This is a genomic window from Mucilaginibacter sp. (assembly GCF_036568825.1).
Lineage (GTDB): Bacteria > Bacteroidota > Bacteroidia > Sphingobacteriales > Sphingobacteriaceae > Mucilaginibacter.
The window spans coordinates 62,512-75,198 of record NZ_DATCRU010000092.1 but is presented as its reverse complement, the minus strand read 5'-3'; the positions used below and the strand labels follow the sequence as shown (position 1 = coordinate 75,198).

Genomic DNA, 12,687 nt, shown 5'->3' with positions numbered 1-12,687 from the left:
GGGTTATATATCCTGAGGAATCGTACAATCAATACGTTAAATTAACTCGATATTATGGATGAAAAACCTGTGAGGCTCCATAAAACTGTGCTCCATCCTGCTGCAGCGTTAAAATGATATCTGAAGTGTTGGGGTCAACATTGCCTGTAAAAATAACAGTAACTAATACACCCGAAACGCCAATATCATTTCTTCGGTTGCCAGCAAATACAGTTTGAATTCCTCCACTTTTGGCTTCCTCATTTAATGAAACTAAGATGTGATCGCTATCACTACCTGTAGGGACAAACACTTTTGCCACTCTCGGTGGGTTTTCAAAGAGTTCTGGATGATTTATTCTTGCTTTTCCGCTCATGATAAATTTAATTATTGCCTACTATAATTCCGTGTTCGGCTTTCTCGGTAATCTTTAAATCAAATTTATATTCACTTAAATCCTTAAAAAATACCCATTTATGGGTATCCCTATAACTAAAATGTGTGTATATTTAAGAAAGCATTGCACCCTAATTTCTGTTATACCTCCTTGTCAATTGTAACATTCATGAAATTTGAATTATTTAACTCAGCTGCGAGTCAGATATGGAAAAGATCTGCCAGCATAGCAGAAGCCGATCAACTTCGATTGGAGCTCGATCTTTACAAAAAAATCTTAAGTTTTTTTCAGGTTGGTGATTATTATTACTATGTGTTTAATATTAAGAACAGGTGTATTGATTTTATGAGTAATGAAGTAACTCATGTTTTAGGATATCAGCCTGAAGAAATGAACCTCCGGTTTTTATTAGAAAAAATACACCCTGATGATAGACCATGGTTTTTGAACTTTGAGAATAAAACCGGAGATTTTTTGATACAGTTGCCTATTGAAAAGCTGATGAAGTATAAACGCCGTTACGATTTTAGGCTAAAAAAATCCAATGGTGATTACATAAGGATTTTGCAGCAGACGATGATTATCGATCATGACAAGAATGGCGGATTGATCAGAACCTTAGGTGTACATACTGACATAACGCACCTGAAAGCGGAGGGTAGACCTGTATTTTCAATCATTGGGATGGACGGTGAACCCTCCTATATAGACGTCGATGTGAAAAAAGTATTTGCTATTACCGATGAAATTTTGACTACACGCGAAAAGGAAGTGTTAGTTTATTTAATAGAAGGTAAATTAAGTAAGCAAATAGCTTCAATATTAAACATTAGTAAAGAAACTGTAGATAAACACCGTAAAAATATGCTCTATAAAACGAAGCTTAATAATACCGGCGAGCTAATAGCCAAAGCTATCAGGCAAGGATGGATTTAACGCCTCCGCTATCTCATCAAAATGCTCACAAATTGCAGAAACATGTCCGTCACTTGGATAGGTTATTAACCTGGCCTTAGGTATACGCGGCACCATCCATTCCACCACTTGTATAGGAACGGTATTATCTTCTTTCCCATGAAAAAAAGTAATCGGAAATCGGATTGCCCCTAAATCAAACCCTAAAGGACGAATAGGCAATCTCACATCCATCGCCACGCCATTCATATCACGAAAAGTTTCTTCTACACCTTGTTTTGATAGAGCTACCCTGTTGTTTTGCTTAAAGGTATCAAAATCGGATTTGGGCATGTTCTTTTCAAAGCGGATCAAAATATCTTCATCCGACATTTCGCGGTATGCCTTCATTTTCTTTAATACAATAGGCAAAAGGAATGGAAATTTGTCAGCCACCTTCCAGAAAATCCGGTGTTTCAGATCGAGATTGTTTTTTACCTCAGGCTGATTCATCTGTCCGGCGCCTGAAACGATGACTGCCGATAATAATCGATCAGGTATTTTTAATGCACAAGTTAAGGTATAGGGTGCACCGCCAGAATAACCGAGGATGGCGAATTTATCGATTCCCAAATGATCAGCCAGTGCAAGGGTATCATCTACCCAATCGAAAAATGTTCTGTTTTTATGCCTGTCGGATTGCCCCATGCCGGGGCGGCTTGGCGAGATGATCCGAAGATTATGTTTTAAAAATTGTTCTTCACCTATCATCGCAGGTTCCAGGCAGGATGATGGGGTGCCATGAAAATACATTACCGGGTAGCCGTCGTTTTTCCCAAACTCCACATAGCTTAGTCGTCGTCCGTCGGGAAGTGTGAGAAATCGAAAATCGGTCATAAAGGCCTTAAAGATATAGTTTTGGAGGATAACAATTTTACGGGACTATAGTTGTTGTACTTTTTCCCATATTTTATCATCTACCCAAATACCTTCTTCCATGCTTTTCTTCCGGGTGCGCAAAGTGTTCTCTCCCGGATAAAGTATTTCACCGCCTTCGCTATCTGTGCGACTGCTTTTGGTATAATCCAGGATGTTTTTAATGATTGCGTCCGTTTGTGGCCCGTTATCCGGTTTGATACAGATAAACACTTGTGAAACTCCTGACTCGGAACCACCTTTAGTTACATCACCCGTCGAGCGTCCCTGGCTTAATACAGTAGCAAGCAGGTCAAGCATCAATGACAAACCTGATCCTTTCCAGAAGCCTATAGGTAATGGCCGCACGGATTCGATTATTTCACCCGGGTCATTAGTTAATTTGCCATCTTTATCGTAGCCGCCCGGTAAAGGCAATTGCTCATTTTTTGATTTGTATAGATTTAATTTACCGAATGAATATTGTGATATCGCCATATCCAATACAATATGCCCTCCCTTTCGCGGCACTGCAATTACCAGCGGATTATTTCCCAGACGCGGATCAATCCCACCCCACGGCGGCATATTGGCGATGGTATTGGTAAAACAAATGCCGATCATGCCGGCCTCAGCAGCCTGCCAGCCGTATGTTCCGCCGCGCATCCAGTGGTTGGTATTTTTGATGGCGACACAGCCTATGCTGTATTCATAAGCAAGGCTAATCGCCCTGTGCATGCAAAATGTAGCATTTAAAGTTCCGACACCCATATGCCCATCCCATTGCTCGATGGCATCGAAGCCGCCGCTGCGGGTTGGTTTTACATTGGGGATGATCAGTTTGTTTTTTACATACTCAACAAAAGTAGGAAAGCGGTTAAGCCCGTGGGTATAAACACCATCCCGGCTGTTTTCAGCAAAAATGGTAGCGCTTAGCTCAGCATCCTCTTTATTAAAATCGAGAGAAAGGAGAACGCGTTTGAATTCGGATTTTAGTTTTTCAAAGGGAATGTTCATAGTAGTCAAAAGTCGGAAGTCTTAAGTCTAAAGTCAATAGTTGTAAGTCGAAAGTCTTAAGTCACTAGTCGAATTTAAATCCATGGTTAAACTAAACGGGAATTTTTGCAGTTATATACTCACTGTAACGTCCAATTTAGCGTTGATTTGTTACTTTTGTGCAACTGTATAAATGAAATTCAAGATCCGGTTATTACTTCTTTTTACTGTTGTGGCGGTGGGTTTGATGGTTAATTCGTGCCAGAAAACAAAACAGGACTATATTGCAACATTGATTGCACAGAATCAGTGGCAGTTATCATCGGCAACGGTTACCACTTACATCGGTTCGACCCAAATGAGCCAGCTAACGCTGGATACGGCATGTTTGGTGACTCAAATATTTAAGTTTAATACCGATAATACCTGTAGCTATACCAATTTTGATTGTCTGACACAAGCGACAAAAGGCACATGGGCGCTTTCACAGGACAAACTTTTCCTGAATGTGAACATGATATGTAAGGATACCATTACCCGAACGGGGGATACGACAACACACTCCAAACCATTCCAAACTGCTAAGGTCCTTAACCTGGGGCAGTATTCACTGGTATTGCAAACCGGTGATTTGGAGACTTATTGGTCGCCCACTCAAACACGGGTAATTTACCAGTGGGGCTTTGTAAGGGTAAAATCTCAATAATGTGTTGTTTAACTGTATCAAAATTTTATATTTGGGTCGAGTTAACAGTAATTTGACCATTTTTAACCTAAATATTTATAAATGATGAACAAAAGGTTAAGATGCAGGTTAAAAGAGCCAGGTGAAACCAGGAATTGTAGCGGCCAATTATTCAAAGCCTTATTGCCGCTGAAACGAGAACATCAATGAAAAAAAGGATTGCTATTTTTGCTTCCGGTTCGGGATCAAATGCCCAAAAAATAATGGAGCATTTTAAACGTAATTCCGAAGCCGAAGTAGTACTGATACTTACCAATAACCCGCAGGCCTACGTGCTTCAGCGCGCCGATAATTTCGAGATACCGTCGCACATATTTACCCGCGAAGAGTTTTATCAATCGGACGCCATCATTAAGCTATTGAAAAACCTACAAGTCGACCTGATCGTGCTTGCCGGTTTCCTGTGGCTTGTTCCAGAAAATTTGCTTAAAGCATTTCCTAATAAGATTATTAATCTGCATCCCGCCTTATTACCTAAATACGGCGGCAAAGGCATGTATGGAGACCATGTCCACAAAGCCGTTCTGGCTGCAAGAGAAGAAGAATCGGGTATTACCATCCACTTTGTAAACGAGAAATTCGACGAAGGCGAAATCCTTCATCAATCACGTTTCAAAATCGAACCGGGTGATACGCTTGAAGTGATTAAATTCAAGGGGCAGCAGCTAGAACACCAGCACTTTCCGAGAGTGATTGAGAGCCTTTTACGGAAGATGAAGAGCTGAGGATTAGTGATCAGTTAACCGGTGATCAGTTATCAGGAGTTGATAATAAACTTAAATTTTTTATACCTAACCTTAATATTATGAAGGGATTTACTGATCTTGAGGCTTGGAAAAAGGCTCATGCTCTTAGAAAGGATATCTCTGATTTAGTTAAAAATTTTCCGATTGATGAAAAGTATCGGCTAACCGACCAAATTATTCGCTCATCCCGTTCGGTCGGAAATAATATAGCAGAAGGACATGGGCGATTTCATTATATCGACTCACGGAAGTTTTTTATAAACGCTCGCGGCTCTGCATCTGAAACGATTGACCATTTAATCGTAGCATTAGATGAAGGTTATATTAGCAAGGAAGTTTTTGAAAAATTACAAGGTAACTGTGATGAATGTATGCGATTAATCAACGGATATATCAACTATCTCAAGCAACAATCAACTTCCTGACAACGATTATTTTTAAGCCGCTTAGACCCTGATTAACTGATCACCGGTTAACTGATCGCCAATAATAAAAAAACTGATCACTGATCACCGATAACTGATCACAATTACCTACCTTTGCGGCTTTAAAAATCCCGTGTCCATGAGCCATCCTGTTCAAATAAAAAACGCTTTAATTTCAGTTTATTACAAAGACAATCTTGAACCCATTATCAACGAGCTGAGCCGCCTCGGAGTGAACATTTATTCCACCGGCGGAACGGAAACTTTTATCCGCAGCTTAAGCGCCGAGGTGATCGCAGTTGAAGATTTAACATCCTATCCGTCTATTTTAGGCGGACGTGTAAAAACCCTGCATCCAAAGGTATTCGGTGGTATATTGGCAAGAAGAAATTTTGAAAGCGACGAGCAGCAATTAGCTCAATACGAAATACCGGAGATCGACCTGGTGATCGTTGACTTGTATCCGTTTGAAGAAACTGTAAAATCAGGCGCAGGCCAGGATGATGTGATCGAGAAGATCGATATTGGTGGCATTTCCCTGATCCGTGCTGCAGCTAAGAATTTTAAAGATGTAGTGATCGTAGCATCAAAAGATGATTATGTAGAATTGAGTGAAATCCTGAAAAAGCAGGGAGGTAATACAACTATAGATCAGCGCCGCTCGTTCGCACAGCGTGCATTTAACATTACTTCGCATTACGATACTGCTATTTTTGAATACTTTAACCAGGATCAACAATTGCCTGTTTTCAAACAAAGCATTCAAAAAAGTCAGACATTACGTTATGGCGAGAACCCGCACCAGCAAGGTGTGTTCTATGGTAATCTGGATGCTATGTTCACTAAATTGCATGGTAAAGAGTTGTCATACAATAACCTTGTAGACGTTGATGCAGCCGTAGCCTTGATCGACGAATTTACAGAGCCGACGGTTGCTATCTTAAAGCATACCAATGCTTGCGGTATCGCAACCCGTTCGTTCATAAAAGAAGCCTGGATAGATGCGTTGGCCTGTGATCCTGTTTCAGCTTTTGGCGGTGTTATCATCGCCAATGAGGAGATCGACGCGGACACTGCCAGAGAGATCAATAAAATATTTTTCGAGGTATTAATTGCTCCGGCTTACACTGACGAAGCAGTTCAGGTATTGCGTGAGAAAAAGAACCGCATCATCCTGATCCGTCAGTCGGTGGAATTGCCTTCAAAGCAATTTAAGACTTTGCTGAATGGCGTGATCGAACAGGATAAAGATCTGGTAATTGAAGGTCCGGATCAGATGAAAGCAGTTACTGAAAAGCAACCAACCGAACAGGAATTGAAAGATCTGTTCTTCGCCAACAAAGTAGTAAAGCATACCAAATCAAATACCATAGTTTTTGCAAAAAATAATCAGCTGATGGCAAGCGGCGTTGGACAGACCTCACGGGTTGATTCTCTGAAACAGGCAGTTATAAAAGCTGCTGAGTTCGGGTTCGACTTAAATGGTGCTGTAATGGCCTCAGACGCGTTTTTTCCATTCAATGATTGCGTTCAATTGGCGGCAGAAGCTGGTATTACAGCGGTATTGCAACCAGGCGGATCGATCAAAGATCAAGACTCAATAGACATGGCAAATCAGAAACGTATCTCCATGGTTATGACCGGAGTACGACATTTTAAACATTAATTAATAATAACACGTAATAAGTTGTAATTTTTAACGCTTTTAATAACAACTTGTAATTATTAAGTTATTTTTATACAACTTTACATACTATTATTTGACAATCGCCAATGGGTCTTTTTAATTTTTTCACACAGGAAATAGCTATCGATTTAGGTACCGCAAATACCCTTATCATACATAATGACAAAGTAGTGGTCGACGAGCCATCCATCGTGGCATTTGACCGCACAACCAACAAAGTGATCGCCATTGGGAGACAGGCGATGCAGATGGAGGGTAAGACCCACGAAAATATACGCACGGTGCGCCCTCTAAAGGATGGTGTAATAGCCGACTTTAACGCTGCCGAGCACATGATACGCGGCATGATCAAAATGATCAACAAAGGTAAAGGCTGGTTCTTCCCGTCATTGCGTATGGTGATCTGTATTCCGTCAGGTATTACCGAGGTGGAAAAACGTGCTGTGCGCGACTCTGCTGAAATTGCAGGCGCTAAGGAAGTTTACCTGATCCACGAACCTATGGCTGCTGCGGTAGGTATCGGTATCGACGTAGAAGAGCCGATGGGTAACATGATCATCGATATCGGTGGTGGTACTACCGAAATTGCGGTTATCGCTTTATCAGGTATCGTGTGTGACCAGTCTATCCGCGTTGCAGGTGACAACTTTGACTCAGACATCGTTCAATATATCCGCCGTCAGCATAACATTATGATCGGTGACCGTACTGCTGAGAAGATCAAGATCGAAGTTGGTTCTGCATTGCCGGAACTTGCTGATCCACCATCAGATTTTGCGGTTCAGGGCCGAGACCTGATGACCGGAGTTCCAAAACAGATCATGGTTTCTTATACTGAGATCGCCCACTGCCTGGATAAATCTATCTCTAAAATAGAAGAAGCGATATTGAAAGCATTGGAAATTACGCCACCTGAGCTTTCTGCCGATATTTACCAGACCGGTATTTACTTAACCGGTGGTGGTGCATTATTACGTGGTTTGGACAAACGTGTTGCAGCAAAAACCAAATTGCCAGTTCACGTAGCCGAAGATCCATTACGTGCAGTAGTTCGCGGAACCGGAACCGCATTAAAAAATATAGGGAACTTTAAATTCTTAATGCAATAATATAAGTGAGTGGTGAGTAGTGAATGGTGAGAAGTTGCAAATATTATTTGTAACGACCTGATAAAACTACTCACAACTCACTATTCACAACTCACTACCAATGCGTAACCTCCTGATATTTATCACCAAGTACAACGCATTTTTTCTGTTTATTATCTTCGAGATAAGTTCTCTTGTTATCTATATCAAATTCAATTCTTTTCAGAAGGCTTCTTTTATCAACTCAACCAATAAAGTAACGGGCACTTTATATGCCCAGGTTAATGAGTTGTATGGGTACTTGTCCTTGCGTGAGGTAAATGATAGCCTTGCCAAAGAAAATGCCCGGTTACGGGGACAGCTAAAGGCATCATTTTATATTGATAGTGTCAATAAAAAAGAGGTTAAGGATACAATCTACAAACAGCAGTATACTTATATAGAGGCCAAGGTGATTAATAATTCCACTAACCGAAGTAATAACTATATCACCATCAATCGCGGAAGCTTACAGGGGGTGGGAAAAGGCATGGGGGTAATCTGCAGCTCTGGGATTGTGGGCAAGGTGGTGTTTGTTGGTCCGCATATGTCCATAGTGCAGTCACTTTTGCATAAGGATTCTCGTTTTAGTGCAATGCTGTCTAAGAATAAAGAAATTGGATATATCGAATGGAGCGACGACCTCGATCCGCATAAAGGATATCTGAAAGACGTATCGAACAATGCCCAGCCGCATGTTGGCGAAGAGGTAGTAACCTCAGAGTTTTCTCTTTTCCCGGCAGGGATACCTATTGGAAAAGTAAGTAACCTGCGTACTAAAAATGGCGGCTTTGCATTAAATATGGAGGTAAAGCTTGCTGTTGACTATGGCAAGGTGCAATATGTAGATGTAGTTGTAAACAAATTTGCTGAAGAGCAGGCGGGACTGGAGGCGCAGCAAAAGAAAGATGAGTAGGGTTTTATTAATCAACTTTTTGCGGTTTATGTCGCTGATCTTTTTACAGGTGTTTCTGTTGAAGAACATTACCCTGTACAACCTGTCTACGCCTTACCTGTACATCATGTTTATCCTGCTGCTACCGTTTGAAACGCCAAATATATTGCTCTTTGCCCTGTCGTTCCTGATGGGGATCATCATCGACGCATTTTACGATACGCCGGGCCTGCATGCAGCATCCTGCGTTTTGCTGGCATTTGTCAGAATATTATTTATCAGTATCACCGTTCAGAAAGAGGGTTTTGATAACGAACCCGAACCAACCCTGAGCGTAATGGGCACCCGCTGGTTTTTTACCTATGCCCTGATACTGACCCTAGCCCATCACTTTTTTCTGTTCAACCTGGAAGTTTTTCGCTTATCCGAGATACCGTTTACACTAAGCCGCTTTGTATTGAGTTCTATTTTTACGGTATTTTTGATGCTGCTGACAGGTTTTTTATTTTACAGAAAGAGGGAACGCTAAATGAATAGTTTTTTTGAGCGGCGCTATGTAATTGCAGGTATCTTTATTTCGCTTATCGTTATTCTTCTTGCCCGGTTATTTTATATGCAGATCATTGATGACCGGTACCTGTTGTATGCTCAAACCAACGCTTTGCATAAGGTTTATAAAAACCCGGCGCGCGGACCTATCCTTGATCGCAACAATAAAATATTAGTACAAAACGAAGCCTTTTACGATATCATGGTAACGCCAAACCTGGTGAAACCTTTTGATACCGCGTCATTTTGTAAACTGTTAGGCATAGACAAGCCCGAATTTGACAAGCGCTTTGAGAAGGCAAAAAAATACTCACCCCGGTTGCAATCCCCTTTTGAAAAGCAATTATCAGCGGAAGCATTTGCCGCTATACAAGAACGTTTGTCGGAGTTCCCAGGGTTTGACGCATCCCCCCGTTACCTGCGTACTTACCCTGATTCAGTTGCGGCGCAATTTTTAGGTTATATCAGCGAGGTAAACGATAAGGACATTGAGAAGTCGGGCGGATATTACCACCTTGGTGACTTTATCGGTGTTACGGGTGTTGAGCGCTCATATGAAAATGTACTACGCGGCCGTCGGGGTGTCGAGGTAGATCTGGTCGATTCACGAAGCAGGTTTAAAGGGCATTACGCTAATGGCGCCTATGATACCGCACAGGTAGCGGGGGAGCGTTTGATCTCATCACTCGATCTTCGTATACAAAAGCTTGGCGAGCAATTAATGCATAATAAAGTAGGAAGCATTGTGGCTATTGAGCCATCAACGGGCGAAATACTTTGTTATGTAAGCAGTCCTACTTATAATCCAAATTTGTTGGTGGGGCACGAAAGGGGTAATAATGCAGCAGAGCTGTATAAAGATCCATACAAACCATTTTTTGTAAGGCCGATACAAGCTACATATCCGCCGGGATCATCATTTAAGCCGCTGAGCGCTTTGATTGCTATGCAGGAGGGTATTATTACGCCGCAAACAACTTATAACTGTCCCGGGTATTATTGGTCTGGCAATCACAGGGTGAATTGTTTCCATGGTGAAGTCCACGGTGTGGTGAACCTGGCAAGCGCAGTAGCCGAATCGTGCAACGGCTATTTTTCGTGGGTGTTTGACAGATTGATGAATTACAATGGCGCAAAGCAAACAGCCTCAACTTTCACCAATTGGAGAGGCAATGTGGCAAAATTTGGGTTAGGCTCCAGGTTAGGTTTGGACATGCCAAGTGAGGGGAAAGGTAACCTGCCTACTGCTGCTCATTATGATAAAATATACCATACCGGAGGCTGGCGTTCAAGTACGGTGGTCTCGTTGGCGATAGGGCAAGGCGAGTTGCTGGCGACACCTTTACAGTTAGCTAATATTGAAGCTACCATAGCCAATCACGGGTTTTATTATAAACCCCACCTCATTAAAGGTATCGGTGATAAAGAGATCATTAAACCGGAATATAGGGTGAGAAATTATGTAGGCATCGATTCACAATATTTTGAGCCGGTTATCAATGGTATGCAGGCGGTGGTTGACCACGGTACAGCAGTCGGTTCAAAGATATCCGGTATCGTAATGTGCGGTAAAACGGGTACTGCGCAAAATCCACATGGTGAAGACCACTCGGTATTTGTAGCTTATGCTCCAAGAGAAAATCCTAAAATCGCAATAGCCGTAATAGTAGAAAACTCGGGTCAGGGTGCAACATGGGCAGCTCCGATTGCCAGTTTTATTGTCGAAAAATATCTGAGGGATAGTATCACATCCCGGCCTAATGGCATGACCCCTGAATACATTATGAATGCCAATCGCTTGCCGGCACTCGAAAACTATTACCAGGGGCCGAAACTGACTTTGCCGCCAGCTCATAAAGACACGGCAAAACATAAATCAGACAGCGCTGAGAAAAAAGCCGCAATTGGATCGGGCAGGAAAAAAGGGAAAAGCAAATATTCCACTTCAGCTTACCAGTTAGAAAGGAGCGAAGATGAGGAGCAGAAGTAGTTACCAGCAACAACAGGAACGCGGGTTTTTCTTTAACGTCGACTGGGCGATCATATTTGTTTACCTGGCGCTGTGTACTATCGGCTTGCTGAATATCCATTCGGCTGTGTATGACGACAAGCATCCATCATTCTTTGATCTGAGCACCGACTATGGCAAGCAGCTTATCTATATTATAGTAGGTAGCGTAGTTGCAATATTCATTCTGCTGCTCGAGAGCAGGTTTTTTAGTGCCCTCGCGCCGGTATTCTACGGAATAACCGTCGTCTTACTCATGCTGGTGCTTGTAGTGGGGCGGAACGTAGGAGGTAATCAGGCGTGGATATCTCTGGGAGGCGGCTTTAGGCTGCAGCCTTCGGAGCTTGCCAAACTGACTACATGTTTGCTCCTTGCAAGATATTTAAGCGGAACTAACATCCGCATAACAGATCCCAAATCGTTCATGATCTCGCTGGCTATTATCGGTTTCCCAATGGTACTCATCATGCTGCAGCCAGATGCCGGATCTACTTTAGTGTTCAGCTCCTTGATATTTGTTTTGTATCGAGAGGGCCTTTCACCCTATTTCCTGATACTTGAGGGGTTATTTATTACGCTTTTTGTTCTCACACTTAAGCTTAATAACACGGCATACATTATTGGGGCTTTAATTATTATCGCCATTATCATAGTATGGTTTACCAGGCGTAATAAAAAGATACTGCCGGTAATAGCTACAGGTCTGGGTATCTGTATAGCCTTTGTATTCTGCGTTCATTTTATTTATACCAGCGTACTGAAGCCCCACCAAAAAGTACGTATCGATATCGTATTAGGCATCACTACGGATATAAAAGGCAAGGGCTATAATGTGAACCAGTCGAAAATTGCAATTGGTTCGGGTAAGCTTTGGGGCAGGGGATACATGCAGGGCACGCAAACCAAGTACTCATTTGTCCCCGAACAGGGAACAGACTTTATCTTTTGTACCGTAGGCGAAGAATGGGGTTTTGCCGGTGCAACTGTGGTGTTAGGGTTATACCTCTTTTTATTGCTCCGAATTATAAGGGTCGCCGAGCGACAGCGATCCACATTTACACGGGTGTATGCTTATGGAGTAGCTTCGGTTATCTTCTTCCACGTCATTATCAATATAGGGATGACGATAGGTATTGTGCCATCTATCGGTATCCCGTTGCCGTTGATTAGTTATGGTGGGTCATCGTTACTTAGTTTTACCATTATGCTGTTTATACTGGTAAAACTCGATTCAAATCGGATGGGAATTGTATAGAAGCAGTAGCAGTAGCAGTTTTCAGTGGCATTCAATGACTAAAATCAGTCTGAGTTTTTATTTTAGTAT

General features: G+C 42.1%; 13 protein-coding genes. 10 read left to right on the top strand and 3 right to left on the bottom strand.

All coding sequences use genetic code 11. The features are described from left to right. Positions 1-52: 52 nt before the first annotated feature. The gene (locus VIM89_RS20235; RefSeq protein ID WP_488158003.1) at positions 53-355 is read right to left on the bottom strand and encodes a hypothetical protein; all 303 of its coding nucleotides are present in this window, start codon (positions 353-355) and stop codon (positions 53-55) included. 189 nt (positions 356-544) lie between these two features. Here VIM89_RS20235 and VIM89_RS20230 point away from each other — a divergent pair, with 189 nt between their 5' ends. Next, the gene (locus tag VIM89_RS20230) at positions 545-1,312 is read left to right on the top strand and encodes a LuxR C-terminal-related transcriptional regulator (RefSeq protein WP_488158002.1); all 768 of its coding nucleotides are present in this window, start codon (positions 545-547) and stop codon (positions 1,310-1,312) included. Here VIM89_RS20230 and VIM89_RS20225 read toward each other — a convergent pair. Together VIM89_RS20225 and yiaK are read right to left on the bottom strand one after the other, a co-directional pair. Then, the gene (locus VIM89_RS20225) at positions 1,277-2,167 is read right to left on the bottom strand and encodes an alpha/beta fold hydrolase (RefSeq protein ID WP_488158001.1); all 891 of its coding nucleotides are present in this window, start codon (positions 2,165-2,167) and stop codon (positions 1,277-1,279) included. The genes VIM89_RS20230 and VIM89_RS20225 overlap by 36 nt on opposite strands. A gap of 45 nt (positions 2,168-2,212) precedes the next feature. Then, positions 2,213-3,202 (bottom strand): 3-dehydro-L-gulonate 2-dehydrogenase, encoded by a 990-nt coding sequence (yiaK, locus tag VIM89_RS20220; protein WP_488158000.1) that lies wholly within the window; start codon positions 3,200-3,202, stop codon positions 2,213-2,215. Between the two features lie 172 nt (positions 3,203-3,374). On the opposite strand from yiaK, the gene VIM89_RS20215 reads away from it, so the two are divergent. The 9 genes from VIM89_RS20215 (at position 3,375) to rodA (ending at position 12,618) form a co-directional block, all read left to right on the top strand. Next, on the top strand, positions 3,375-3,887 hold the full coding sequence (locus VIM89_RS20215; RefSeq protein ID WP_488157999.1) for a hypothetical protein: 513 nt from the start codon (positions 3,375-3,377) through the stop codon (positions 3,885-3,887). Between the two features lie 185 nt (positions 3,888-4,072). After that, the gene (gene purN, locus VIM89_RS20210; protein WP_488157998.1) at positions 4,073-4,651 is read left to right on the top strand and encodes a phosphoribosylglycinamide formyltransferase; all 579 of its coding nucleotides are present in this window, start codon (positions 4,073-4,075) and stop codon (positions 4,649-4,651) included. A gap of 80 nt (positions 4,652-4,731) precedes the next feature. Then, entirely contained in the window at positions 4,732-5,097 is a 366-nt protein-coding gene (locus VIM89_RS20205; protein WP_488157997.1) for a four helix bundle protein, read from the top strand. Between the two features lie 139 nt (positions 5,098-5,236). Then, positions 5,237-6,763, top strand: coding sequence for a bifunctional phosphoribosylaminoimidazolecarboxamide formyltransferase/IMP cyclohydrolase (purH, locus tag VIM89_RS20200; protein WP_488157996.1), 1,527 nt, complete (start codon positions 5,237-5,239; stop codon positions 6,761-6,763). Between the two features lie 107 nt (positions 6,764-6,870). Further along, positions 6,871-7,893 (top strand): rod shape-determining protein, encoded by a 1,023-nt coding sequence (locus tag VIM89_RS20195; protein ID WP_302901739.1) that lies wholly within the window; start codon positions 6,871-6,873, stop codon positions 7,891-7,893. A gap of 100 nt (positions 7,894-7,993) precedes the next feature. Further along, positions 7,994-8,827 (top strand): rod shape-determining protein MreC, encoded by an 834-nt coding sequence (gene mreC / locus VIM89_RS20190; RefSeq protein ID WP_488157995.1) that lies wholly within the window; start codon positions 7,994-7,996, stop codon positions 8,825-8,827. Positions 8,828-8,855: 28 nt separating this feature from the next. Then, complete coding sequence (locus VIM89_RS20185; protein ID WP_488157994.1) at positions 8,856-9,335, top strand: rod shape-determining protein MreD; 480 nt, start codon at positions 8,856-8,858, stop codon at positions 9,333-9,335. Next, entirely contained in the window at positions 9,336-11,345 is a 2,010-nt protein-coding gene (mrdA, locus tag VIM89_RS20180; RefSeq protein WP_488157993.1) for a penicillin-binding protein 2, read from the top strand. It begins immediately after the preceding gene. Then, positions 11,329-12,618 (top strand): rod shape-determining protein RodA, encoded by a 1,290-nt coding sequence (gene rodA, locus VIM89_RS20175; RefSeq protein ID WP_488157992.1) that lies wholly within the window; start codon positions 11,329-11,331, stop codon positions 12,616-12,618. The genes mrdA and rodA overlap by 17 nt, the downstream gene beginning before the upstream one ends. Positions 12,619-12,687 lie beyond the last annotated feature (69 nt).